21 protein-coding genes are annotated in these 24,633 nt (G+C 58.7%); 12 read left to right on the forward strand and 9 right to left on the reverse strand.

Annotation, left to right across the window (positions count from 1 at the left end; genetic code table 11):
• Nucleotides 1–18: 18 nt before the first annotated feature.
• The 9 genes from BUC26_RS01055 (at nt 19) to BUC26_RS01095 (ending at nt 8,239) form a co-directional block, all read left to right on the forward strand.
• Nucleotides 19–813 carry a 4'-phosphopantetheinyl transferase family protein gene (locus BUC26_RS01055; RefSeq protein WP_073372973.1) on the forward strand — a complete coding sequence of 265 codons (795 nt, stop codon included), beginning with the start codon at nt 19–21 and terminating at the stop codon, nt 811–813.
• Nucleotides 797–1,627, forward strand: coding sequence for a bifunctional DNA-formamidopyrimidine glycosylase/DNA-(apurinic or apyrimidinic site) lyase (mutM, locus tag BUC26_RS01060; protein WP_073372974.1), 831 nt, complete (start codon nt 797–799; stop codon nt 1,625–1,627). The genes BUC26_RS01055 and mutM overlap by 17 nt, the downstream gene beginning before the upstream one ends.
• 191 nt (nt 1,628–1,818) lie before the next feature.
• Nucleotides 1,819–3,096 carry a phosphopyruvate hydratase gene (gene eno, locus BUC26_RS01065; protein WP_073372975.1) on the forward strand — a complete coding sequence of 426 codons (1,278 nt, stop codon included), beginning with the start codon at nt 1,819–1,821 and terminating at the stop codon, nt 3,094–3,096.
• A gap of 23 nt (nt 3,097–3,119) precedes the next feature.
• Nucleotides 3,120–3,311 carry a hypothetical protein gene (locus BUC26_RS01070; protein WP_073372976.1) on the forward strand — a complete coding sequence of 64 codons (192 nt, stop codon included), beginning with the start codon at nt 3,120–3,122 and terminating at the stop codon, nt 3,309–3,311.
• Between the two features lie 52 nt (nt 3,312–3,363).
• Complete coding sequence (locus BUC26_RS01075; protein WP_073372977.1) at nt 3,364–3,951, forward strand: LemA family protein; 588 nt, start codon at nt 3,364–3,366, stop codon at nt 3,949–3,951.
• A gap of 28 nt (nt 3,952–3,979) precedes the next feature.
• The gene (locus BUC26_RS01080; protein ID WP_073372978.1) at nt 3,980–4,855 is read left to right on the forward strand and encodes a TPM domain-containing protein; all 876 of its coding nucleotides are present in this window, start codon (nt 3,980–3,982) and stop codon (nt 4,853–4,855) included.
• A 5-nt stretch (nt 4,856–4,860) separates the two neighbouring features.
• Complete coding sequence (locus tag BUC26_RS01085) at nt 4,861–5,511, forward strand: TPM domain-containing protein (RefSeq protein ID WP_073372979.1); 651 nt, start codon at nt 4,861–4,863, stop codon at nt 5,509–5,511.
• A 116-nt stretch (nt 5,512–5,627) separates the two neighbouring features.
• On the forward strand, nt 5,628–7,526 hold the full coding sequence (locus tag BUC26_RS01090; protein WP_073372980.1) for an SDR family NAD(P)-dependent oxidoreductase: 1,899 nt from the start codon (nt 5,628–5,630) through the stop codon (nt 7,524–7,526).
• Between the two features lie 113 nt (nt 7,527–7,639).
• On the forward strand, nt 7,640–8,239 hold the full coding sequence (locus tag BUC26_RS01095; RefSeq protein WP_073372981.1) for a histidine phosphatase family protein: 600 nt from the start codon (nt 7,640–7,642) through the stop codon (nt 8,237–8,239).
• 32 nt (nt 8,240–8,271) lie between these two features.
• Here the strand turns inward: BUC26_RS01095 and BUC26_RS01100 are convergent, their stop codons facing one another.
• From BUC26_RS01100 to BUC26_RS01110, 3 genes are read right to left on the reverse strand one after another with little or no spacing between them, the layout of a single operon-like run.
• A complete protein-coding gene (locus tag BUC26_RS01100; protein ID WP_073372982.1) occupies nt 8,272–9,105 on the reverse strand; it encodes an MBL fold metallo-hydrolase in 834 nt (277 codons plus the stop codon).
• 19 nt (nt 9,106–9,124) lie between these two features.
• A complete protein-coding gene (locus tag BUC26_RS01105) occupies nt 9,125–9,574 on the reverse strand; it encodes an iron-sulfur cluster assembly scaffold protein (protein ID WP_073372983.1) in 450 nt (149 codons plus the stop codon).
• 30 nt (nt 9,575–9,604) lie between these two features.
• Nucleotides 9,605–10,012, reverse strand: a complete 408-nt coding sequence (locus BUC26_RS01110; RefSeq protein ID WP_073372984.1) for a hypothetical protein — start codon at nt 10,010–10,012, stop codon at nt 9,605–9,607.
• A gap of 374 nt (nt 10,013–10,386) precedes the next feature.
• Here BUC26_RS01110 and prxU point away from each other — a divergent pair, with 374 nt between their 5' ends.
• On the forward strand, nt 10,387–11,106 hold the full coding sequence (gene prxU, locus BUC26_RS24015; protein WP_244155749.1) for a thioredoxin-dependent peroxiredoxin: 720 nt from the start codon (nt 10,387–10,389) through the stop codon (nt 11,104–11,106).
• Nucleotides 11,107–11,433: 327 nt separating this feature from the next.
• On the opposite strand, the gene BUC26_RS01125 is transcribed toward prxU, so the two are convergent.
• Nucleotides 11,434–12,588, reverse strand: a complete 1,155-nt coding sequence (locus BUC26_RS01125) for an ABC transporter substrate-binding protein (RefSeq protein ID WP_073372987.1) — start codon at nt 12,586–12,588, stop codon at nt 11,434–11,436.
• A gap of 359 nt (nt 12,589–12,947) precedes the next feature.
• On the opposite strand from BUC26_RS01125, the gene BUC26_RS01130 reads away from it, so the two are divergent.
• Nucleotides 12,948–13,835: a DMT family transporter gene (locus tag BUC26_RS01130; RefSeq protein WP_073373199.1), complete on the forward strand. Its 888-nt coding sequence runs from the start codon at nt 12,948–12,950 to the stop codon at nt 13,833–13,835.
• A 105-nt stretch (nt 13,836–13,940) separates the two neighbouring features.
• Entirely contained in the window at nt 13,941–14,939 is a 999-nt protein-coding gene (locus BUC26_RS01135; protein ID WP_073372988.1) for a TIGR00266 family protein, read from the forward strand.
• Between the two features lie 44 nt (nt 14,940–14,983).
• On the opposite strand, the gene BUC26_RS01140 is transcribed toward BUC26_RS01135, so the two are convergent.
• The 5 genes from BUC26_RS01140 to gabT all read right to left on the reverse strand — a co-directional run bounded on the left by BUC26_RS01140 (nt 14,984) and on the right by gabT (nt 24,562).
• On the reverse strand, nt 14,984–15,706 hold the full coding sequence (locus BUC26_RS01140) for a DUF533 domain-containing protein (RefSeq protein ID WP_073372989.1): 723 nt from the start codon (nt 15,704–15,706) through the stop codon (nt 14,984–14,986).
• Nucleotides 15,707–15,758: 52 nt separating this feature from the next.
• Nucleotides 15,759–19,661: a hybrid sensor histidine kinase/response regulator gene (locus BUC26_RS01145; protein ID WP_073372990.1), complete on the reverse strand. Its 3,903-nt coding sequence runs from the start codon at nt 19,659–19,661 to the stop codon at nt 15,759–15,761.
• A gap of 348 nt (nt 19,662–20,009) precedes the next feature.
• On the reverse strand, nt 20,010–21,356 hold the full coding sequence (gene gdhA / locus BUC26_RS01150) for an NADP-specific glutamate dehydrogenase (protein WP_073372991.1): 1,347 nt from the start codon (nt 21,354–21,356) through the stop codon (nt 20,010–20,012).
• Between the two features lie 84 nt (nt 21,357–21,440).
• On the reverse strand, nt 21,441–23,210 hold the full coding sequence (locus BUC26_RS01155) for an aldehyde ferredoxin oxidoreductase family protein (protein WP_073372992.1): 1,770 nt from the start codon (nt 23,208–23,210) through the stop codon (nt 21,441–21,443).
• A gap of 38 nt (nt 23,211–23,248) precedes the next feature.
• Nucleotides 23,249–24,562: a 4-aminobutyrate--2-oxoglutarate transaminase gene (gene gabT / locus BUC26_RS01160; RefSeq protein WP_073372993.1), complete on the reverse strand. Its 1,314-nt coding sequence runs from the start codon at nt 24,560–24,562 to the stop codon at nt 23,249–23,251.
• Nucleotides 24,563–24,633: the final 71 nt, after the last annotated feature.

The raw sequence follows: 24,633 nt of genomic DNA on the forward strand, positions 1-24,633 counted from the left end.
TCTTTTTCCTTCACAGCCATGACCGACACCTCCGCCGAACTGAACGGCAAGCTCCTTTCCGACGACTTCCGCCTATTGCTGAGCTCACGGGCTCCCGGCAACAATCTGGCCACTGTTTTGAGCGACAGCCCGGCGGTAGGCGAACAGCAACTGACGCAACTCGTCGCTGCCTGGTTGACCGATCAAGAGCAGGATTATCTCGATCGTTTTTCCTTTGCCAAGCGCCGCAGCGAATGGCTCGCCGGCCGAATCTGCGCCAAACGCGCCGTCCTCGACCTGCTCGCCCGGCAAGCGACAGATCCGCTCGGCCCTCTGGATATCTCCATCCACAACGGCCCGAAAGGACGACCGTCCGTCGTTCTGGCCGAAACGCCCACCGAGATCGGCAAATTGGATATCTCCATCTCGCACTCTCACGGCAAGGCGATCGGGATCGCCGGTTACGGCCTCTGCGGTGTCGACATCCAACACTTGAGCGACACTCTTTTTCGTGTTAAATCGCGTTTTTGCGACGAGTTCGAGACCGCACTGCTGGAAACCATTCTGGAGAATGATCTCGTGCAACTCGGCCTGCTCTGGGTCAGCAAGGAGGCGATCCGGAAAAGTTTCAGCGATATTGCCCTGCTCGGTTTTCTCGAAATTCATCTGGAACGGATCACTGTCGACCGGGGTTATCGTCTGCTCAACTTCCGCCTCGGCGGACCGATGAGCCGGCTCGGCACCGTTTCGACCACCACCCATGTCCATAGCGCCTATGCCCTGGCAGTCTGCACCGTCGATGCAACGCGCCTGAAACATGCCGGAATTGCCTGAAGTAGAAGTCGTTCGGCGCGGCCTCACACACCACCTGCCCGGTCGCACGATCACCGGATACCAGAGCAGCACCAAACCGCTGCGCCGCAAAAGCCCCGACGAAAAGCTACGGCAGCTGCTGGTCGGGGCGCGTATCGAGGCGATCCGGCGGCGGGCCAAATACCTGCTGATCGATTTCGATAACCGGGCACTGCTCGTTCTGCATCTCGGCATGACCGGCCGACTCGGGATGTTCCCCGCAACCGATCCGGTGCTGCCCCACGATCATCTCCGCTGGCGCCTTGACAACGGTCTGGAACTGCGCTTCAACGACACCCGACGCTTTGGTTCCGTCATGCTCTTCTCCCGGCAGGAAGACGGTGACCCGGAAGATATCCTGTTCGCCGATACCGGACCGGAACCGCTCGGCCCACACTTAACGGTGAGTTACCTGCTGTCCAGAGCACACGGCCGGTCCATGCCGGTCAAACAATTCCTGATGGATGGTCGCATCGTTGCCGGAATCGGCAATATCTACGCCAACGAAAGCTTGTTCGCGGCGGGTATCAGGCCGACCCGGCCGGTTGGCACGATCGGCCGTCGCCGCTGGCAGAGACTGCTCGACCGGATCAGGGCCACTCTCAACCGGGCCATTGCCTGCGGCGGCTCGACAATCAGTGATTTCTTCGGTACGACCGGGGAAGGTGGCTATTTCCAGGTCCATTTTTCCGTGTACGGCAAGGCAGACCAGCCTTGCCCCCGCTGTCAGTCCCCGATTCAATCGCTCAGGCTGGGCGGCAGGTCGACCTTTTTCTGCCGCCACTGTCAGCGCTGAACAAACGACCGCTCTTCGGACCGACCAAGCCTCTTGGCGCCCCGGACTGTTACAGCCGTTCACTTTTGCCTGCTTGCCAGCGGCCGCAATCTTTGGTTTATTGCACTATCATCCGGAGGATGAATACGTCCGGCTCACTTCATTCCCATTTTCAGACAGGTTTCAGGCCACCATACCAAAGGAGGGAGGTCATGAGTTCACGAATCGCCGCCATCGATGCTCTGGAGATTCTCGATTCACGGGGCAACCCCACCGTTCGGGTCTTTGTCGAACTGGAAAACGGCATCCGTTCCTGCGCTTCGGTTCCTTCCGGCGCAAGCACCGGAGAAAACGAGGCCATCGAACTGCGGGACAATAATTCCACCCGTTATAACGGCAAAGGGGTCCGCACCGCCGTCGATAACGTCACCAAGATTATCGCCCCGGAGATTATCGGCATCAAAGCCGAGGACCAGGCCGTGATCGATCGGCTGATGATCGAACTGGACGGCTCGGAAAACAAGGCAAACCTTGGCGCCAACGCCATTCTCGGAGTATCCATGGCCGTTACCCGGGCCGCCGCGGAATCACTTGGCATGCCGCTGTATCGGTATCTCGGGGGCAGCGGTGCCTGTCGCCTGCCGGTACCGATGATGAATATTCTCAACGGCGGTGCCCATGCCGACAACAGCGTCGACTTCCAGGAATACATGGCCGTACCCATCGGTTTCGACACCTTCAGCGAGGGGCTACGCGCCATCGCCGAGACGTTTCATGCACTGAAAAAACTGCTCAACAGTCGAGGCCTGGCGACCGGCGTCGGCGACGAGGGCGGCTTCGCACCCAATCTCGGCAGCAACGAAGAAGCGATGGAAGTGATCCTCGAGGCAATCGCCAAGGCCGGCTATCAACCCGGCAGTGACATCGCGATGTCCCTGGACAGTGCTGCCAGCTCATTTTCTCCCGACCTCAAGTCGACATACGACCTGCAATGGTCCAAAGGCGGCGCCCTGACCAGCCAACAGATGGTCGATCTGGTCTGCAAATGGGTCGCCGACTATCCCATCGTCTCCTGGGAAGACCCGCTGGCCGAGGGGGATTGGGACGGCTTCGCCCAGATCACCGAGCGGATCGGAAATACGGTGCAGATCGTCGGCGATGATATCTTCGTGACCAATCCCCGCTATATCAAACAGGGTGTCGATTGGCTGACCGCCAATTCGGTCCTGATCAAGCTCAACCAGATCGGTACCGTCACCGAGACCATTGAGGCGATCCGGCTCTGCCGCGACGCCGGCTGGACATATGTAATTTCCCATCGCAGCGGAGAGACCGAAGACACTTTCATCGCCGACTTCGCGGTCGCCATGGACGGTGGACAAATCAAGACCGGTTCCGCGTCACGAAGCGATCGGGTCGCCAAATACAATCGTCTGCTGGAGATCGAACACCACCTCGGCCAGGATGCCAGATACTACTGGAAACGCTGATACGCTGTCAGGGAGAATCACCGATGACGAACCAACAGGAAAGACCCCCGCTCGACAAGGACAAAATAATTCCGGAACGCATGGCCGCGCTGCGTTCGCTGCCGGTAGAGATCAAGCAGCAGCTGACCGGCGAGGAGGCCCGGATCTTCCTTTACGGTGAACCGTTGCCGAAGGAACTGGCAAACAAACTCAAGGACTATCTCGAAGAAGCATAACCCGGACACCACTGCCCGAAAGAGCGGCATCTATCACCATGCCGGAGGATCTATGTCACGAGTAATGAGATACATTCTGGTGTTGTCGTGTACGCTGCTGTTTACCGGATGCGGCTACAACACCCTGCAGATGAAGGAAGAACAGGTATTCAAGGCCTGGGCCGATGTCGAATCGACGCTGCAGCGCCGGGCAGATCTGGTACCGAACCTGGTAGCAACGGTGAAAGGGTATGCCGCCCACGAGAAGGAAACCCTCGAAGCGGTCGTCAACGCCCGCGCCCGTGCCACGTCGGTGCAGATCTCTCCGGCCGACCTCAGCAACCCGGCGGCGATGGAACAACTGACCGCCGCCCAGGGCAGCCTGAGCTCGGCATTATCACGACTGTTACTGGTCGTCGAGCAGTATCCTGACCTGAAGGCCAACCAGAACTTTCTCGACCTGCAGAACCAGCTGGAGGGAACCGAGAATCGGATCAACGTCGCCCGGCAGCGCTATAATGCGGCCGTAGAAGACTTCAACGGCTCAATCCGCCGATTTCCGGAACGCTTGACCAATTCTCTTCTGCTCCATCTCGACCGCAAAGAATACTATAAGGCGGACGAAGGCGCCCAGCAGGTGCCGCAGGTCAATTTCAATTGAAGCGGAGTCAGGGCTGGTGCGACTGCGCATGAACACGCCTCGTTGGATCCGGCTGACGACCGCGCTGCTGGTCATCCTGTTCATCCCGCTGACGCTTGGCGCCCGGCCGGTCCCCAAACTGACCGGTCGGGTCAACGATTATGCGGGGATGCTCGCTCCGGCCACGGTCAAACAGCTTGAAACGGTGTTGGTCGACCTGGAAAAGAGCGATTCCACCCAGATCGTCGTACTGACGATCACCTCGCTCGACGGCGACAGCCTGGAAGACTTTTCCCTGCGCGTCGTCGAGGACTGGCAGATCGGCCGGCAAGATCTGGATAATGGCGCCCTGCTGCTGATCGCCCGCGATGATCGCAAGCTGCGCATCGAAGTCGGTTACGGTCTGGAAGGAAGCCTGACTGACCTGGTTGCCGGGCAGATCATTCGCAACGTGATCACGCCGCAGTTTCGTCTCGGCAATTTCGACCAGGGCGTCATCGACGGCGCCGGCGCCATGATCGCCGCAGTGCGCGGCGAATTCCAAGCACCGACCAGTGGGCAGCGCCGCCAGGGGGCCGGACAAGACCCCGGTGGCCTGATCACGGCCCTGCTCTTTCTCTTTTTCATTTTCGGCTCGATGTTTCGCCGCAACAAACCGCTGGCCGCCGGTGCCGGCGCCATTGCCGCGCCACTGATCGCCCTGCTGCTGTTCGGCATCACCGGCCTGCTGCTCCTTCTGCTCATCCCGGCAGGCGCACTCGGGGGGCTGGTCGCCGCCTCGCTCAACGCCGGTTCTCATGTCGTCCGAAGCGGCGGACTCGGGGGCTGGCATCGTTCCGGCGGCGGTCTGGGAGGTGGCGGATTCGGCGGGTTCAGCGGCGGTGGCGGCGGTTTCGGCGGCGGCGGGGCATCGGGCAGCTGGTAGGTACGATGCATACCCTGGCAGAAAAATTCCTTTCTCCCGACGAGCGGCAGCGTATTACGCACTGCGTGCAACAGGCGGAAAAACAGACCTCTGGAGAAATCGTGCCGATGGTCGTCTCAGCCAGTCACGACTACCCGCTGGCACCGGTGACCGGCGCGGCCCTGGTGGCGCTGCCGACAGCCGTGCTGCTCACCCGCCTGATCGGCGACACCTTCTGGGTCGATTTTAACCGGATGTGGCTGTTCATCACCGGTTTCTGCGTCGTTTTTCTGCTCTGTCAGCAGATCATCAAACGATTCCCCGCTCTACTGCGCCTGTTTCTTTCCCAGCGCCAGGCGGAAGAGGAAGTGCGGCGAGCCGCGACGATGGCCTTTTTTACCGAACAGCTCTACAAAACCAAGGCGGATAACGGCATTCTGCTCTACATCTCCGTTCTCGAGCAACGGGTGTGGGTCCTCGGTGACCGCGGCATCAATGAAAAAATCGACCGGCAGCGCTGGCAGGAAATCGTCTCACTGGTCACCGACGGGGTCAAAACCGGGCACCAATGCGAGGCCATCTGCGCAGCCATCGCACGGATCGGTGAGATCCTCGAACAGGAATTCCCGATCGAGGCCGACGATAAGAACGAGTTGCACAACCTGATCGTCCGCTGACCTATCCCGCCATCTGCTTGCCGAAGAAAAAGAAAGAGAGTAAAGTGGCTGAGTTATTGTCTTAACCTGGGCGTTCAGGCGGACGCCCCCGCTCACGAAAAACGAGGAGAGGCGCGGTGCCGCACTCTTTTTTTGCCGGGAAACATATCCTCATCACCGGTGCCACCGGGGGACTCGGTTCGGCCTTGGTGAAACAACTGAGCGAGCCGGCCGGTCTGCTGGTCCTGCACGCTCGATCATCCAGTCGCCTCGAACAATTGGCAGACTCCTTGCCGAACGGCACCAGGGTTATCACCATCACCGCCGATCTCTCGGTACCGGGCGAAGCCGCCAGGCTGGCCGATCAGGCCCTCGTGGAGGCCGGACACCTCGATCTGGTCTTCAATAACGCCGGCCTCGGCTATTTTGCCCTGATCGAAGAAGCCGAAGAGGCGAAAATCCGCTATCTCTTTGAAGTCAATACGTTTGCACCGCTCCTGCTGATGCAGACGCTGCTGCCGACAATGATCATCAGGGGAACGGGACGCATCGTCAATATCGTCTCCAGCGCCGGCCGGGTGCCGATACCGACGGTCGGTGTCTATGGCGGCAGCAAATCGGCGCTGGCTGTCATGGCCAATACCATGCGGTTGGAGCTTGAGCCGAAAGGAATCGAAGTTGTCAATATCTACCCGGGAACGGTCAACAGCTCATTTGAACGGAATGCCATGCGCGAAGCGGCTCGTCCGGGGCTCTGCCCAACGGTCGATTGCGGCGCTGCCGAGGAGGAAATCGCCAACCAAATCATCCATGCCGCCGCCGGCCCGGCCGGTGAGGTGTGGCTGGAGCGCACCGGTCGTCTGCTGGCGCTGGCAGCGATCGCCTGGCCCACGGTCGTGGACAATCGTTTAAAACACCTCCGAGACAAGACGCTCAGCCAGACAAATCGGCTCAAGCCTCAAGAATTCAGACGCTGGCGGCTCTGGCAGCTGGAGTCGACCATTGCCTGCAATCTCAGGTGTATCATGTGTCCCTGGGAAGGTGTGCGCCGGTGCGCTCCAAATGGTGGGCACATGGGCGAGGAAGTCTGGCAGGCGTTGCTGCCGTACCTGGGAGATGTAAAATCAATCGATTTTACCGGCGGCGGCGAACCGCTCCTCCAGCCGAACCTGTTGACCTGGATCAGGCAAGCCAAGGCCGCCGGCTGCGACGCCGGTTTTCTGACCAACGGTCTGCTGCTCAACGACGCGATGATCGACGCCCTGCTCGACACCGGGATGAACTGGATCGGTTTTTCCATCGACGGGGCGGACAAAACCACCTATGAAGCGATCCGGAAAGGCGCAGATTTCGATCGGGTCTGCGCCAACATCAAAACACTCACCTCGCGACGAATCGATCGCCGCCCGCTGGTAATGATCAATTTTGTCATCATGAGTATGAACCAGCACCAGCTGGAAACGATCATCGAATGTGCCGCGCAGCTCGGGGCCGATCAGGTAAACTTTAAACAATGCGACGTTATCCGCGGCGAACATGGCGCCGCATTCGGATTGTTTGCCGACAAGGAGACAAAACAGATTCGGCACCTCGAGAAGGCATTGAAAAAGGCAACACGACTGGCCCGCAAACGCGGTATTCGCACAACCTCCTTTTCATTTACGCCCGAAGAATTACCGGTTTGCGATCAGGATCCACGGGACTCGCTGTTTATTCGGCATGACGGTTCCGTCGCACCGTGCATTAACCTGGCGATCGGCGGTCCCTCTCGATTTTTCGGCAAGAAGATCACCTTCCCCACCGTGCATTACGGCAGACTTCCCGAAACGGATCTGGAATCCTTGTGGCACAGTGAAACCTGCACTTTTTATCGACGCCGGTTCGAGCAGCGAGTCAACGCGCACGACCAGACACTGAGCAACGCCGATATCGGCCGCGACCTGATCAAGATGAAGGAGGCCTTTCAGGCGGCAATCGAGGCAATGCCCCAGGCACCGGAAGGGTGTCGCCACTGTCATTATCTCTATGATGTGTAACCCGCCAGTGTAGAGATGAGCAGATCGAATGGCGGTTACAAAATGATTGCGGCGAACAGCAGCGCAGCCCCGGCCGGTAGAACCGACTGGTCGGCACAACCGGACTTTCAATCATGGCAACCATCTTCCTAATCCGTCATGGGGAAATTCCCCAATCAACACCGCAGCGGTTCATCGGCCAGCGCGACCTGCCGCTGACCGATCGGGGCAAGGAGCAGATCGCCCGGCTGGCGCCGATGCTCGCCGCGCGCTCCGTCGAGCGGGTCTTCTGCAGTCCGCTGACCCGCTGCCTGAACAGCGCTCGCATCATCTGTCTGCGCTTGGGATACCGGCCGGACATTGAGCCGGCCCTGAAGGAAATTAGTCTCGGCAGCTGGGAGGGATTGCGGGTCGGTGATGTCCGGGCCCGGTACCCGGGAGAATATGAGGCTCGCGGACTCGATGTCGCCGGCTTTCGTCCGGCAGGCGGCGAAAGTTTCAGCGATCTGCAGAAGCGGGTCTGGCCGGCTTTCGAAGCTATCGTCGCCAAGACGGATACGGTTTCCGCCGTGGTGGCCCATGCCGGAGTTAACCGGGTGATTCTCTGCACCGCCCTCGGTATGCCGTTGGCCAATCTCTTTCGAATCGAGCAGACCTACGGCTGTCTCAATATCATCGAAACCGGCCGCCAGGGCTTTCGGGTTAAGGGCTTAAACCGCCTGACAATTCCGTGAGCCACCTGCCGCCGTCCGGAACCAGGAACCGCTCAAAAGGACAAGGACAGACCGGAGTGGCCGTGGATCACCTGACAGGTCAGGTGCTGCGCCAGATAATCGACTGCCGATGCCCCTGAACAGTGGCAGGCAACCAATCGCTTGATGTCCAGGCCGTTGAGCGCCTGCACGGTCTGCTGTAGCCGCTCAGGTCCGGCATGCAACAGGTGCAGCCCACCGATAATGGTATCAATGCGCCTCTCACCGGTTATCCTGACAATCTCATTGACGATATTGACAATACCGGCATGGGCGCAGCCGACACAAATCACCAGGCCCGTCTCGGTGCGAAGCCACATTGAGACATCGTCCTCAATCAGGTCCGGCCGCTGTCCCAACTGATCGAAGAAAAACGGTGCACCGGGGTCTTCGTAGCTGGTGAGCCGCGGAATCGGGCCGGTAACACCGATGCGATCGGTGATTTGCGTGGGCCGGGTCAACCAATGGATGGCTTCTCCCGGCAGGTGATCGAGCGCCTGCATTGATCGCTCCGGCATGCGCACCGGCTCGATGGTCGTTCCGTTGCGCAGCACATAACGCGGTTGCAGCGCCGCCTGATGCAGATAGACCTGAGGCCTGCCGGCCTCGGCCAGAACCAGCGCGATACCGCCGGTATGATCATAGTGACCGTGGCTCAGGACCAGATCGGTGACCCGGGAAAGATCCAGACCAAGGGTCCGGCAGTTGGGCTGCAGACATTTACTCTCGGCAGTGTCAAACAGGATTATCCGGTCATCCGCCTCAATCCAGAGCGAATAACCATGCTCGGCAATCAGGCCGTCACCGGCCTGATTATCAACCACCACGGTCAACCGTGTCGTCGTCATTGTACTGTTCCCCTACTATTCATCGGTTTTGTTTCTTCCGGTCAGCCGAACCATTGTCAGCCTCGGCCCTGCGCTGCCGGGCTTGATAGTCGCCCAGCGCCTGCTGCAGTGTCGCCTCGGCGAGTTGGGCGCAGTGGAGATGGGTTTCGGGTACACTGCCGACCTCATCGACGATGTCCATCATCGTCAGCTTCGCAAGTGCCGCCGTGCCCTTTCCGGACGCCAGTCGTGCCGCCGCATCGATACAACTCCTGCTCATCGTGCAGCCATCCGTCCAGGTATGGGTCTCTATCACCTGTCCCTGCCGGATCTTGAAGGCGAGTTCCATCGTATCTCCGCAATTACCTGTCACCTTGGCGTAACCGTCGGGATCCGGCAAATGCGGCGTCCAAAGGTAACTCAAGCCATACCAGGCAGCAACAAAGGCAACCAGGACACCGACCAACAGCAGAAAACCGCTCAACGTCATATGCTGCCGCCCTTTTCTCCGTTAATGGTGTCAGGCAATGGAAGCCGCAGCATAGGCCTCGTCGATGCGCCGCCGGACATAATCGAGAACCGACGGATCGGCTTCATCGATGTCAAAACACAATCCGTCTTCACCCAACAGTCCGCCTGGTACCAGATCACCCCGTTGCTCGGGATCAGTGACATCCTCGCCGTAAAAACAGACCGACAGCCAACGTGGATCGTCATCGATCACGTCAACCATGACGAACAAGGGACGGCTTGCCCGGTCCCGGCAGATGCCGCGCAGAGAATAGCTGACTCCCGGGCGGGCATGAAACTCTAAAGTGGCATCAGAGAGTCCCTGCACTTGCTGCCACAAGGCGATAAAACCCTCCTTACCGGCCGTAGACGAAGCCGGCCAGTCCCGTACAAACGATTCGACCTGTTGCTGCTCCATAATATTCTCCCTGAACCACTTGAAATGATTTTCAATTCACAGATGGTCCCCTTCTGAACATATGCCCATTTGGGCGGCTGCTATAGTACTTCTCACCCTTCTCGCTGTCAACGCCTTATGGGCATCGATCAGGAAAAGCATCCCTCGAGTTTGGGAATGAATATCTTTCGCAAACCTTCATCTTGGTTTGACGATCCGACTCACACGATGTATTCTTGCATATGCACGATTAGCCGTCGGCATGCCGCCCGACTGAGAAGGGATGCACGCACCCTCGCCGGCGCAGGAGCGCAACCGATCCGTCTTGCGCACGTAGGATAACGGCAATCGTGTCGTCCCCCCTCCGCGGGGCAACCATTGTCAAGGAGACATTTATGGCACAAGAAGAACAAGTAGGCTGTGCCCGACCAACCGGAGGTCTGGTCGGCGAAACGGCGCCGGAAGAACCGATGTCGGATACCATTAAACCAGTCAAGGAGAAAACCATGCTTACCGTTGGACAAAAGGTTCCCGATTTTTCCGCCCCCGGCTACCACAAGGGAGCTTTCGTCAATGTCACGCTCTCTGAATATCTGGGTAAATGGGTGGTACTCTGCTTCTACCCGGGCGATTTCACCTTCGTCTGAGCTACCGAGATCTCGGCGGTCGCCGCGAAATATTCTGAATTTCAAAAACTTGGCGTAGAAGTCCTATCGATGTCAATCGATTCGATGTTTGTCCACAAAATGTGGGACGACGACGAGTTGAGCAAGATGGTTGATGGCGGAGTCCCCTTCCCGATGCTCTCCGACGCGGGCGGCAATGTCGGCAAGGCCTACGGCGTTTTCGACGAAGCTGCCGGGGTTGAGACCCGGGGGCGGTTTTTGATCGACCCGGACGGAATCCTTCAGGGTTTTGAGGTCCTGACCCCGCCGGTCGGCCGCAATGTCAGCGAAACCATCCGCCAGATCCAGGCCTTCCAGCTGATCCGCGAGACAAAGGGCGGCGAGGCGACGCCGTCCGGCTGGCGCCCCGGCAAGAAAACGCTGAAGCCGGGTATTGACTTGGTTGGCAAGGTCTGGCAGGAATGGAAAACCGATATGGCCTTTGATTAGCTCTTCCTCCCTGCAACGGCGCGGGGACCGGTCGCCGCACTACGGGCACCGCCCCGCGCCGTTCAGGTTTCCCCTCCGGGCCAGGAGCTCAGTCATCTCCTCTCCATGGGGAACCGCCCCGCGCCGTTCAGGTTTCCCCTCCGGGCCAGGAGCTCAGTCATCTCCTCTCCATGGGGAAGGTGACAAGCTCGGCCAGTGCGTTACCGGTCGACGCGGGACAGGTTCACTGCCTGTCCCGCTGTTGATCGAGATGGTCGAAGATAAAAAAGATCGTGACGCAGCGTTCGCTAAATGTCGGCAAATGCTGCGTCATCGGCACCGCAACGGTTATTGCTGGAGGAGGACGAACCGTCCGTCTTTGACGATCAGCATGGCAAAGGCATCGATCCCGAGCCCGTTGTGGTCATTGGCGGAAAAATTGAACTCGCCGGCAGTGCCGTAATAGCCCTGCAGGTTTTCGATGGCCGTCCGCACCTTTTCCCGGTCGAGCCCGGCTGCAGTAATCGCCTTGGTCAGGATCATCAAGGCGTCGTAGGTATGGCCGCCGAACGTCGATACATCTTCGCCGTAACGCGATTCATAATCATTTTTGAATTTCAGCAAAAAGTCCTTTTGCGGTCCCTCCGGCAGCGACTCCGCGACAATCAGGCGACTCGCCGGAAAGATAATTCCCTCGGCGGCAGCACCGGCCGCTTCGATATACTTGGCGTTGGCAAAACCGTGACTTTGAAAGATCGGCACATCCCAGCCCGCCTGACGGATATTTTTGGCGATGATCGACTGGGCCGGGACAACCGACCAATTGATCACGGCCTGGATCTCGGGTTGTGCTTTGATCTTGGCCACCAGAGCGCTGAGATCGTTGGCCGCCTTGTCATAAACCTCGCTGGCGACGATCTCGATACCGTATTCCGGCGCGATATCGGTCATCTGCATCTTTCCGGCATTACCGAATCCGGTGTTACCGGTCAGGATGGCGATTCGCGTGATCCCCATGGTGTTCATGGTCCTGAAGATCTGGTGCGCAGCAAAGGAGTCACTCGGCGCCGTCTTGAAGACGTAGGGTGCAACCGGGTTGACGATCAGCTCCGCCGACGCACAGGAGATCAGGATCATCTTGGCATCATCGCACATTTTCTTGATTTTCAGCGTCTCGCCGCTCGTCGACGGGCCGATGATGGCAAAGACCTGTTCCTCCTCGATAAGCTGCCTGGCAAAGGAGATGGCTTTTTCCGGACTGCCGCCACTGTCCTTGATGATCAGCTTGATCTGATCGCCGTTGATGCCGCCACGCTCGTTGATCTGCTCGGCCAACATCTGCAGGGAGCGCGTCTCCGGCCCACCGAGAAAGGAAACCGGCCCGGTCTCCGCCAGGATGGCCCCAATTTTGATCTCTGCCGACCAGCCGGGTAACGCCGGACAGATCATCATGGTCAGCATTGCCATCGCTATTATCCAGGTTTTCAATCCGTTGCGTTTCATCACTCCCCTCTCGTCAAAATAGTTCTGCCTGCGGTAAAATTTTCGTGCGCGCCTCGATCTTGAACGAAATTTCGAATTTTTCAAGCTCCCCTAGATATCACCCCGGAAGCGCAGTCGACCGGAGGCTTCCTTCTTGTCGATGTACTTACCGCATCATCGACGCTTGTCAAGCAGATTCACCGATTCCGTCACGCCTCGATGCCCCGTACAGCCTCGGCGTCGCCGCGGAGAAGATTGCAATGATCGGCCGAATACGCTAGGGTGCAATGCGTTTCAGCAGGCGGCGACAACGCCGCCATGCCGTCATCCGGTTCTTTGGTCCGCGTTCACGAAAACCTCAACTCATCGCCGCTGGACTCATGCCGTATCTGCTGCTCACATTAGCCGCCTTGTTCTGGTCCGGAAACTTCGTGATCAGCCGGGGCATGCACACCGATATCCCGCCGCTCGGCCTGTCATTCTGGCGCTGGCTGGTGGCCCTGCTGATCCTGCTGCTGTTCGCCTCTCACCACCTGATCAGACAACACCACCTGGTTCGCCGTCACCTCCGTTTCATCATCGTACAGGGTCTGCTCGGTGTTGCCGGTTTCAACACCATGATCTACCTTGCCATGCAGACGACCACGGCAATCAATGCGGTCCTGGTCAACTCCTGTATTCCGGTGCTGATCGCCGTCTGCTCCTGGATCATGTTCCGCGAGGCCCTGACCGTTCGGCAAGGATGCGGAGTTCTGCTTTCGTTGTGCGGCGTCGTCTCGATCATCGCCAAGGGACGCTGGGAATTTCTGCTCTCGGTCTCCTTCAACCCGGGCGATCTGCTTGTGCTGTTGGCCGCGCTGTTGTGGGCGCTCTACTCAACCAACCTGAAGAACTATCCGCGGGAGCTGCACCCATTCGCCTATCAGTCAGGTATCGTGGTCAGCGGCCTGATCGTCATCTTCCCCTGCTACCTGGTCGAGTTATCAATGGGCAAAACCATGACCATGGGGATACCTACCCTGCTGTCTATCGGCTATGTCGCCGTGTTCGCTTCCATCCTTGCCTTTATCTTCTGGAATAAGGCGGTGCGCACCGTCGGGCCGAATAAATCCGGCCCGTTTATTCACCTGATGCCGGTCTTCAGCACCATCCTTGCGGTCCTCTTTCTCGGCGAGACAATCGAGGCCTACCACCTGCTTGGCATCGCGCTGATCTTCAGCGGCATCATGCTGACCACCTTTCGTGTCAGACCGTCGTCCAAACTCTGAGCGAAAACCACTTTTTGTTGCAATTCCAGTTACATTTTGGTACCGATTGAGCATCATTACGCCATGACTGACCAGCCTGCTCACCCAGCAAATGAGGACACGCCTATGAACTATTGGTATGTAGCCGTTGCCGGCCAGCAACAGGGGCCCTTCGATCAGAACCACATCATCCAGGGGATCGCCTCGGGACAATACAATCAATCCACCATGGTCTGGACGGAAGGATATCAGAACTGGATTCCTATCGCGCAGGCCCGGGAACTGCAACAACCCGTGATCCAACAACCGCCGCCGGCGGTCTATGGACAGAGCGCCCACGAGATCGATTTCGAAATCCACGGCAACGAGATGCAATTCGTGGAGATCGAACTGGATCCCGGGGAAAGTGCGGTGGCGGAAGCGGGCGCGATGATGTACATGACCGACGGTATCGCCATGGAGACCGTTTTCGGCGACGGCAGCCATCAATCTCAACAGGGCGGTTTCTTCGACAAGATGCTCGGGGCCGGCAAGCGCCTGATCACCGGGGAAAGCCTGTTTACCACGGTCTTTACGCACAACGGTTCCGGCAAGGGCCGGGTCGCCTTTGCCTCGCCGTATCCGGGTAAAATCATCCCGCTCGATCTGGCCCAGTACGAAGGCCAGCTGGTCTGCCAGAAAGACGCCTTCCTCTGTGCCGCAAAAGGGGTGGCTATCGGCATCGCCTTCCAGAAAAAGATCGGCGTTGCGTTGTTTGGCGGCGAGGGTTTTATCATGCAAAAACTTGAAGGCGATGGGCTGACCTTCATCCATGCCGGCGGCACCATCGTCGAAAAAGACCTGCAGCCCGGCGAAACACTGCGCGTCGATACCGGGTGTCTCGTCGCTCTGACCAGAACGGTCCAGTACGATATCGAATTCGTCGGCGGCATCAAATCGGCGATCTTCGGCGGTGAAGGCTTCTTTTTTGCGACCCTGCGCGGGCCGGGCCACGTCTGGCTGCAATCACTGCCGTTCTCGCGGCTGGCCGGAAAGATCCATGAAGCAACGCCACAGAACGTCGGCTCCTCCGGGGTCGGAGAAGGCTCGGTTCTCGGCGGGATCGGCAACCTCTTTCAACGCTGACGGCAGAGCCGGTCGACCGGAATTACCTGCCGACCGGCTTTCGCTCAGGCTGCGTCCTGCTCGATAAACTGCTGCATGGCCGGAGACAATGACAGCGCCGCGGCCAGTTGATCAAGCCACTGCCGCTCTTCCGGCGTGTCGACGACAATGGTGGACACGGCCAGGCTGTACATGGTCTGGGCGATCATTGGGCCGTTTATGTCGGCCGTCAATTCGGCAATCTCTTTCGGCCCATGCAGTTCCTGCAGCAGAAACAACCGTTCCTCCCGGCTCAATCCCTGCTCCTGCAGTTTTTCCAGGATCCGTTGCTCTTCCTGCTCGTCCAGTCGCCCGTCGGCATGGGCCGCCGCCACCATGACCCTGATCAGACGCATCGCCAGTTCCTGCTCCCGGTTGTGATGCCCATCGGCCGAATCCGCGGCGGCAACCGGTTCCACCGCAGGAGGGACCGGTGCTCCGTGCTGAGGCGGCAGCGGTGGCGGCACCGGCGCTGCCGGTGGGACGCCCGGGCGAGGCGGCACGGCCGTTGCCGGCCGGGACGTGGTGGCTGCGGCCCCGCTCCCAGCCGACGCCGAGGACTGTCTGAGAATCTCGTAGGCGCCCACACCGAGGCCGATGGCAGTAATCAGCCCTTTGCCTGAAGCAAGGCCGCCGACCAGCGAGCCGACCAGATTATCACTCGAGCGCCTTCTTTTTTTCCCTTTTTTCACCTTGCCCTGCATCGCTCCGGCAAGCACTTTACCGAGCAATTTTTCCGCATCGATCATAGGATTTCCTTTTGTTGGTTTTATGAAAATAAATCTCCCGGGATGGTCGGGTCTAGCAAGGCTTCGCTACCGTTCCGCCGTCAAGGATTTCCCGCACTTTTCCTGCCAGTGTATGCAGATTGTACGGTTTCTGAATAAAACCGTTGCAGCCGCGGTCAAGGATCGCCCGGGCACGTTGATCGGCACTGTAGCCGCTGGCCAACAGCACCTTGACCCGGGGCTCGAGCTGGCGCAGCCGATCGAAGATAGCACTGCCGTCCATATCGGGCAATATCATGTCCAGGATCACCAGGTCGACGACCGAATCCGGCGCGGTGAACTGCTGCAACGCCTGATCGCCGCTGATCGCCGTCAAGACACGATAACCGAGCTCTGTCAGCAGATCCCGGCTGACCGCAAGAATCATCTCCTCGTCGTCAACGACCAGAATGGTCTCCTGCCGGCTCTCCCCAACCATCACCTGTGATGCCTCAGATTCCGTGCCCTCAACCGGCGGGCTGCAGGTCGGCAGGAAAATGATAAAGCTGCTGCCCGCCCCGGGGCGGCTGACCACCTGGATGGCACCACCGTGATTTTTCACGATCCCGTAAGCCGAAGCGAGCCCCAGCCCGGTTCCCTTACCGACCGGCTTGGTAGTAAAAAACGGATCGAAGACCCGCTGCATGGTCTCCGGGTCCATGCCATGCCCGCTATCGGTAATGGTGATCCGGCCATACTGGCCGGGAGCCACTTCTCCGAGAAAACGTTCGCCGGATTTGACGGTCACGGTCTCGGAATATACCTCGAGCCTGCCCCCGCCGGGCATCGCATGGGCGGCATTGATATAGATGTTGAGCAATACCTGATGAATCTGCCCGCGATCGATCTCCACCGTCAACGGTCCGTCGGCAAACTCGGTGGCAATGGAGATCTCCCGATGCGTCCTGCCGAACATGTCGAGACTCTCCCGAAGCAGTGCGTTCAGGTCGACCGGCCGCACTTCATATTTTCCTCCCTTGGCGAAACCGAGCAGTTGTCGGGTCAGGTCGGCACCGCGCTGCACCATCTCCTCGATGATCCGGATCCTCTCCTGCACCGACGGCTCGAGCGTGTGTTTGTGTCGGATCAGGGCGACATTGCCCATGATGGTGGTCAACAGGTTATTAAAATCATGGGCGATACCGCCGGCCAAGGTGCCGATTGCCTCCATCTTCTGCGCCTGCCGCACATGCTCTTCGAGCCGGAGTCGCTCCTCTTCGGCGCGCTGCTGGGCGGTCATATCATGCAACAAAGACAGCATTACCTGGCGGCCGCCGAGGGTGATGATTTCCGCGGACCAGAGGACAAAGCGTATCTCGCCCGTCTTGGTGCGAAATTCAGTTTTCAAATCGCGGAAAGACCCGTGCCGCTTCAACTCGGCAATCGCTCGATCGCGATGATTCGGGTCATTCCAGAGACCGATTTCCCAGGAGGTATGTCCGACGGTTTCCTCGCTGGAATGACCGAGCATGGTCAGCCAGCTCTCATTGGCATCGATGAATCGACCGGTGTCGATATCGGAAATGACCATCGGCCCGGGGTTGGCCCGGAAGGCCTTGGCGAAACGCTCCTCACTGGCACGAAAGGCATCTTCCGCGCGCCTGCGATCGGTAACATCACGACAAATCCCTTCATGATAGATGATGGCACCGCTGGGGTCATAGATATAACGGGCGTTATCCTCAATGTCGATGATCCTTCCGTCTTTGGTCTTCAACCGGTAAGTTTCACCGTGACTCCCCTCCAGGAACTCCCGGTTGTGACGGTTTTTCAGCGTCTTGCCCCGCTCCTCCGGATGAACATAGAGTGCCTCGGCAATATCGACCGCCAATAATTCTTCTCTACTTTCATAACCGAGCATTTTGACATACGCGCTATTGACATCAACAAAGCGGCCGGTCGACGTTGAGCGGTAGTAACCATTGGGCATGGTCTCGAAGAGGTTTTTCAGTCGAGCCTCACTCTCCCGAAGATGCTGTTCCACACGCTTTCGATCGGAAATATCGTGGTAGATCCCGAACGCACCACTTAGTTGACCATCGATCATTATCGGAAAACCGATAACCGTAACCTCGACCAGACTGCCATCTTTTCGTCGCCGCCGGCACTCCAGCTGAACAATCTGCCCATCCTTGATGACCGCCGACGAGATCTGCAGGGCATCTGCACACTCTTCACCAACAGCCACCATTTCGTTGATCGAACGGCCCAGTGCTTCTGAGCGCTGGTAACCGAACACCGCGGTAAACGACGTGTTGATATCGACAACCCGATCATCCCGATCGACGATGACAATCGCTTCCGGCGAGCCGGCAAACAGACTTTCAAACAACGCTTTCTGTCGTTTGATGTCGGTTTCGGCCCGTTTTCGCTCGGTGATATCACGAAAGACCCCTTCGATCCCGAGAACACCACCGGTATCGTCGTAATAGAACCGGCTGCTCGTGGAAACCGGCACGTCGGAGCCATCCCGGCGAACCAAGGTGACCTCGTAGTCATGGACGTGACCGTCGGCATGCAGTTTTTTCAGGAGCGCCGCCCGCTGGGCGGAATCCTTCCAGAACTCGGCATTGGGCCGGCCAAGCATTTCTTCAACGCTGTGATAGCCGAGCATCCGGACGCCGGCCGGACTGAGCATGATCAATCGCCCCTCGACGTCGGAGCGATAAAAAACGTCCTGGATATGCTCCAGCACCGTGAGATACGAGGCCTCGCTCTGCCGCAACGCCTCCTCGGCCTCTTTTCGGGCCGAGATATCCTGGACCACGCCGATACAGAACCGTGGCGGTTCGTCGGCGGCCCACATCGGCGATACGGTAATATTCACCCAGACCGGCTGACCGCCTTTATGGACGTATCGTTTTTCATGGGAAAATTCACCGATAGCACCGGCAATCAATTGGTCGAAGAAGGCACGCTCGCGTATCAAATCATCGGGGTGGGTCAACTCGCCGATGGTCAGTCGCCCGATCTCTTCCGGAAGATACCCGACGATCTGACAGAACCGCCGGTTGGCCTGAACGATGGCGCCACTGATAGTATCCGCCTGGACCACGCCGACCCCGGCTTGTTCGAAAACCGCACGAAACTGCTGCTCGCTCCGGCGCAACGCCTCTTCGTAAGCGACTCGCTCGGAGATATCGCGAGCGGCGGCATAGACTGCCTCCCCCGAGGAGGCCGATCGCCATTCGATCCAGCGATACTCGCCGTCTCTGGTGCGATACCGGTTGACAAAGTTATGGACCTGCCGGCCATCGTAGAGCTGGGACACTGCCGCCACGGTCGACGCCACATCGTCGGGATGAACCAAATCGAGATAGTGCTGGCCGATCAAGTCCCGCACCGGATAACCGAGTACCCGTTCCCACTCCGGATTGAGCCGTACAAACCGGCCATCGGTATCGGCGATGCAGAGCAGATCGAGGCTCTGGCTGAAATAGTTCTGCAACTCCTCCGACGTTTGCCGAAGTTGCCGTTCGATCCGCTTTCTTTCGGTGATATCAATGACGGCTATCATCACCTCGCCGGTGGCTGCATCGGTAGCAATCGAAGCCGAGGTCAGCAGGACGTCGCGCCGCGTTCCGTCATGGCAGACAAGTGTCGTCTCCGTCTCGCTGCCGTCAGCGGCAGCGAGACGGAGACGATGATCGAGAATCCCCTCCAAACGAGCCGCAAAAATCCGCTGGGCGTCGCTGCCGATCAGTTGTTCCCGGCCATAGCCGGTGATCTCGCACATTCGCTCGTTAACCTGCAGGATGGAACCGCGATCGATCACGGCCACTCCGGCAGGAATCGCTCTCAGCAGGCTATCGAGCCAGACCTCGCCGCACCGCCCGTCCACAGGGAAGGCACCGGCACAAGCGATGCCGGTGCCGCTCGCGAAAACGGCGCCGATTGTGTCTGGATTGACCAGCGTTGTTTTCTTTTCCGATGCCATCAGCCCGCCTTCTGTTTATATACCCCCCCAAGACGGGGCGTAATGGGGGTTAGACGTTCAGTTCCGGCCGATACGACGATCAGCTCAAAAAAATCATAGCCCAAGAACACGGCTTGCGCAATGTTCAACGCCGCAGGGAATAACCGGAAACACGAGACCCGACACTGCACCGGAAGATCGATCGGCCAGCGGTGATGCTCGTGGCGATTGCTTACACGAGCGGATCGATGAAAGAAAAACCCCGGCAGTACTGCCGTTTCCGGCAACACTGTCGGGGTTCAAGACAGTCCGTCGGCCCCATTAGCCGGGCTGAACGGACGAGAGGGAAGCGACACTTCGTATCGGGTATCAGACCACGCCCTGATCGATCATCGCATTGACCACTTTGACGAACCCGGCGATATTGGCCCCGGCCACATAATTGCCGGCCATGCCGTATTGCTCCGCGGTATCGGCGCACATCCGGTGAATCCGTTTCATGATCTCCTGCAGACGGCCGTCGACTTCACTGCGGGACCAGTTGAGTCGCATGCTGTTTTGCGCCATCTCCAGGCCGGACACCGACACGCCGCCGGCATTGGCCGCCTTGCCGGGACCATAGAGAATCTTTTTCTCCATGAACAGATCAACGCCTTCCGGCGTCGTCGGCATGTTAGCTCCTTCTGATACTACCGAAACACCGTTATCCAGCAGATTGCGGGCGTCCTGCTCGTTGATCTCGTTCTGCGTGGCACTGGGGAAGGCGCAATCGGCCGGATAGTTCCACAACGGATTATACGACAGGGCCGTGTCGAGCGGAGCATAGATAGCGTCCGGATAGGTCTCGACATATTCCCTGACCCGGCCGCGATTGATGTTTTTGATCTGCATCAACCGCTGCAGTTTTTCCGTATCGATGCCCTGCTCGTCGTAAATACAGCCGGAGGAGTCGGAAAAGCTCACCGGCCGGGCACCAAGTTCGATCAGTTTCTGGATCGTGAATTGAGCGACATTGCCGGATCCGGAGACCAGACACCGTTTGCCCTCCAGACTGTCGCCCCGTGTCTTCAGCATCTCCGCGGCAAAATAGACACTGCCGTAGCCGGTCGCCTCAGGGCGGATCAGGCTACCGCCCCAATTCAGGCTCTTGCCGGTCAGCACGCCGGTAAACTCGTTGGCGAGTTTTTTGTACATGCCGAACAGGTAGCCGATCTCTCTCGCGCCGACGCCGATATCGCCGGCCGGCACGTCGGTATTGGGACCGATATGGCGAAACAGCTCAGCCATGAAACTTTGACAGAAACGCATGACTTCACCGTCCGATTTACCCTTCGGATCGAAATCGGACCCCCCTTTTCCACCGCCCATCGGCAGTGAGGTGAGAGCATTCTTGAAGACCTGCTCAAAAGCGAGAAACTTCAAAATCGACAGGTTGACCGACGGATGAAATCGCAAACCGCCTTTGTACGGGCCGATAGCGCTGTTCATCTCGATACGGTAACCACGGTTCACCCGTACCTGGCCCTGGTCGTCAACCCAAGGAACGCGAAACATGATGATTCGTTCCGGCTCGACAAGCCGTTCCAGGATGCCCTGGCGACGGTATTCCGGATTGCGGTCCAATACCGGACGAATCGAGGCAATCACTTCGGCGACGGCTTGGTGAAATTCAATCTCATGCGGATCTCGTTCCCTGACAAATGGTATCTCGTCCACGTCTCTGCTCCTTGAATGATGGTTGATACGTGTTCCGCCCGGTCGTTATCGCAGTCACTGATCTGCGCGACCTCTAACCGATATTCAGTCCACCGGCGGGGCACCTGCTGTGGACCAGCCCCGACAGTGATAGTAATCGTCGAGCAGCCGGTCCATCTCCGCCGCACTGATCGCACTGCCGTCGGGCAAAGCCTCGCTCGTGAGTCGTCGCGGCAGGCGATCCATATCCGGCAACAATCCTTCCCGGATGTTGAAGCGCCTGGTCATATCGACGATTCGACCGGCAATGGTGCGCAGCCGATCGACAGTCATCTGCCGACCGGTGACCATAGTAACCGTTTTTTCCAATTCTTCCCAGCTATACAGATCACGATAAAAGCGGCAGAGGATCAGCGTATCGAAAATCGTAAGACGATCTTCATAATCAACCAGCAGGGCGGCTTTGTCATCGATTTGCTCGGGGGGAATGACGCCGGACAGTTCCGGTTTATAAAAAGTGGTACGCAGATGGCAAGCGCCGCGCGGCGATGTACCATAGGTCAACCCCATCCCCTTGAGTTTGCGCGGATCGTAACCGGCCGGTTCCAATCCCTTGACGTGCACGGCCAAATCCTCGACTCCCCAGGCCCGGGCCACGGCGACGATACCGTCGGCCAGCAGATCACCGGGGCCCTGACGACCGGCAATCTGACGGAGCAGCGCCGCAGTCCCCTCGACGTCGCCGTAGCTGATATCGATATCGACCAGCCCTCGCTCACGCGCCTCCATGGCCAAGGCACACAAGTTGCCGGCAGTGATGGTGTCTATACCGAGTCGATCGCAGAGATCGTTGAGATGGGCGATCTCCGCGATATCCTCGATCATACACAAGCCGCCGAAGGCATAGATCGTTTCGTACTCCGGTCCCTCGATCTGCAGCCCCTGATGCCGCCCCCGGCTGAGCCGGGTCAGGCGGCCGCAGGCCATGAAGCATTTGGCACAGGCGTGGGCCTTGACCTCGTGCAATTCATGATAGGTTTCACCGCTGATCTGCTGCCAATGCGCGCACGAGCCCTGCCGCCAATACCGGGCCGGAAACGCGCCGACCTTGTTCATCAGCTCAACCATCATCGTTGTGCCCATGGCCCGATAGGCCTTGACTCCGGGATGCTGCATGTTCTCCGTGGAAAAGGCCTTGGCATAGGCGGCAATCCCATCGGGATCGGCAAGGCTGCGGCGCCGATCTCCCTGGAAGACTATTGCCTTGACCCGCTTGGAACCGAGCACCGCACCGACCCCGGTGCGGCCGGCGCAGCGCCAGGTGTCGTTGGCAATCAGAGCGAAACGGACCAGCCGCTCTCCGGCCGGTCCGATGGTCACCGCTCCGGGTCTGCCATAACCATCCCGATTCGGGGCGAAACGGGCTACCGCCGCCGTCTCTGCGGCAAAGGTCTCCATACCCCACAGCTCACCGGCATCATGAAAATCGACACCGTCCGGGTGGATCGCCAGTATACACGGTTGCTCTGATCGTCCATGCAGCACAATGGCATCAAAACCGGCGGCATCGATGGCCTCCGGCACTTTTCCGCCGGAATAGGACTCGGCATAGAGGCCGGTCAACGGGGATTTGGTGTAGACCCCGTAACGGCTGCCGCCCCAGAGACGGCCACCGCAGAATGGACCGGTAGCGATAATCAGGTTGTTTTCCGGAGCCAGCGGGTCGACCCCGACCGGGTTGCGCTTCAGCAACAGGCGGGTCGCCAGACCTCTGCCGCCGAGATAGTCACCGACCACGTCATCATCGAGTTGTTCAACGGTGCCGACTTTTTCAGTCAGATCGACCACCAGGATGCGTTGATAAAAACCGTTCATAGTACCCTCTCCCTGCCGGCCGGTTGCCGGCCGGCATGTCACCGGGTGCTGAGCGCGGCCAGTCCCTTGTCGATGATGGCCAGCCCCTGCTCCACCTGCTCGTCGGTGATCACTAGCGGCATCAAAAAGCGCAGCACATTGCCGTAGGTTCCGCAGGCCAAAACCATGAGCCGGTGCTGGAAACAATAGCCGACCAACTCACGGGTCTCATCCGGTGCCGGCTGCTTGGTCGTCCGATCACGGACCAATTCCATCGCGATCATCGGACCGAGGCCGCGAACATCACCAATCACGTCGTATTTTTCCTGAAAACCGCAAAATGCTTCCTGCAGCCTCTCTCCGAGACGCTTGGCCCGCTTCAGCAGGCCTTCCGTTTCGATCACCTCGAAGACCGCCAGCGCCGCCCGGCAGGCCAGCGGGTTGCCGCCATAAGTACCGCCGATGCCGCCCGGATGAACCGCATCCATGATCTCCTTCTTACCGACTACGGCACTGAGCGGCAGGCCGGCCGCCAGACTCTTGGCAGTTGTGGTGATATCGGCCTCGACGCCGAAATACTCCATCGCAAACAGGTGTCCTGTTCTACCGATACCGGTCTGGATCTCGTCGGCAATCAGCAGAATACCATGCCGGTCGCAGATGCTTTTCAGCCGGGTGAAATACTCCCGGGGCGGGACGATGAAGCCACCCTCGCCCTGGATCGGCTCGAAGATGATCGCCGCAGTCTGGTCGGCCGCCACCTGGTTGATGAAGAAATACTCGAGATGATCGGCGCAATGCAGATCGCACTCGGGATAGGTGCGATTGAACGGACACCGATAGCAATTGGCGTACGGCATCCGGTAGACTTCCGGAGCAAAGGGACCGAGGCCGTACTTGTAGGGCATCATTTTCGAAGTCAACGTCATGCCCATCAGGGTCCGGCCGTGGAAGGCATTGTCAAAGGTGATGATGGCCGGGCGCTTGGTGTGGTAACGGGCGATCTTCACCGCGTTTTCCACCGCTTCGGCGCCGCTGTTGGCAAACATTACCGCCTTCGGGGAATCACCCGGCACCGCCGCGCAGAGGGTGTCGGCCAGCGTAACCGCCGCCTCATACGGGACCACCATGAAGCAGGTGTGCGTGAATTTCTCGGCCTGATCCTTGATGGCCTGGACCACTGTGGGGTGGGAGTGGCCGACATTCATCACGGCGATGCCGCCGGCAAAATCGAGATAATCGTTCCCCTCCACATCGGTAATGACCGCGCCACGGGCGTGATCGACATAGCAGCTGTTGGCACTGCTGGTTCCTTTGGCGATACAGCGGCTGCGCAGGTCTTGCAGCTGTTTGTTGGTGTGTTGTGCTTCCATGATCGTTTCCTAGTTAAGGTGAACAACTATGTTTGCGGTCTGGTTCGCTTAGTTAGCGGAGGACAGGTTGA

Origin of the sequence: Desulfofustis glycolicus DSM 9705 (genome assembly GCF_900130015.1) — a bacterium.
GTDB lineage: Bacteria > Desulfobacterota > Desulfobulbia > Desulfobulbales > Desulfocapsaceae > Desulfofustis > Desulfofustis glycolicus.

Excerpts from the sequence above, each read along its gene's own strand:
- BUC26_RS01055 (WP_073372973.1), top strand. The coding sequence starts at position 19 with ATGACCGACACCTCCGCCGAACTGAACGGCAAGCTCCTTTCCGACGAC.
- mutM (WP_073372974.1), top strand. The coding sequence starts at position 797 with ATGCCGGAATTGCCTGAAGTAGAAGTCGTTCGGCGCGGCCTCACACAC.
- eno (WP_073372975.1), top strand. The coding sequence starts at position 1,819 with ATGAGTTCACGAATCGCCGCCATCGATGCTCTGGAGATTCTCGATTCA.
- BUC26_RS01070 (WP_073372976.1), top strand. The coding sequence starts at position 3,120 with ATGACGAACCAACAGGAAAGACCCCCGCTCGACAAGGACAAAATAATT.
- BUC26_RS01075 (WP_073372977.1), top strand. The coding sequence starts at position 3,364 with ATGTCACGAGTAATGAGATACATTCTGGTGTTGTCGTGTACGCTGCTG.
- BUC26_RS01080 (WP_073372978.1), top strand. The coding sequence starts at position 3,980 with ATGAACACGCCTCGTTGGATCCGGCTGACGACCGCGCTGCTGGTCATC.
- BUC26_RS01085 (WP_073372979.1), top strand. The coding sequence starts at position 4,861 with ATGCATACCCTGGCAGAAAAATTCCTTTCTCCCGACGAGCGGCAGCGT.
- BUC26_RS01095 (WP_073372981.1), top strand. The coding sequence starts at position 7,640 with ATGGCAACCATCTTCCTAATCCGTCATGGGGAAATTCCCCAATCAACA.
- BUC26_RS01100 (WP_073372982.1), bottom strand. The coding sequence starts at position 9,105 with ATGACGACGACACGGTTGACCGTGGTGGTTGATAATCAGGCCGGTGAC.
- BUC26_RS01105 (WP_073372983.1), bottom strand. The coding sequence starts at position 9,574 with ATGACGTTGAGCGGTTTTCTGCTGTTGGTCGGTGTCCTGGTTGCCTTT.
- BUC26_RS01110 (WP_073372984.1), bottom strand. The coding sequence starts at position 10,012 with ATGGAGCAGCAACAGGTCGAATCGTTTGTACGGGACTGGCCGGCTTCG.
- BUC26_RS01125 (WP_073372987.1), bottom strand. The coding sequence starts at position 12,588 with ATGAAACGCAACGGATTGAAAACCTGGATAATAGCGATGGCAATGCTG.
- BUC26_RS01130 (WP_073373199.1), top strand. The coding sequence starts at position 12,948 with ATGCCGTATCTGCTGCTCACATTAGCCGCCTTGTTCTGGTCCGGAAAC.
- BUC26_RS01135 (WP_073372988.1), top strand. The coding sequence starts at position 13,941 with ATGAACTATTGGTATGTAGCCGTTGCCGGCCAGCAACAGGGGCCCTTC.
- BUC26_RS01140 (WP_073372989.1), bottom strand. The coding sequence starts at position 15,706 with ATGATCGATGCGGAAAAATTGCTCGGTAAAGTGCTTGCCGGAGCGATG.
- BUC26_RS01145 (WP_073372990.1), bottom strand. The coding sequence starts at position 19,661 with ATGGCATCGGAAAAGAAAACAACGCTGGTCAATCCAGACACAATCGGC.
- BUC26_RS01155 (WP_073372992.1), bottom strand. The coding sequence starts at position 23,210 with ATGAACGGTTTTTATCAACGCATCCTGGTGGTCGATCTGACTGAAAAA.
- gabT (WP_073372993.1), bottom strand. The coding sequence starts at position 24,562 with ATGGAAGCACAACACACCAACAAACAGCTGCAAGACCTGCGCAGCCGC.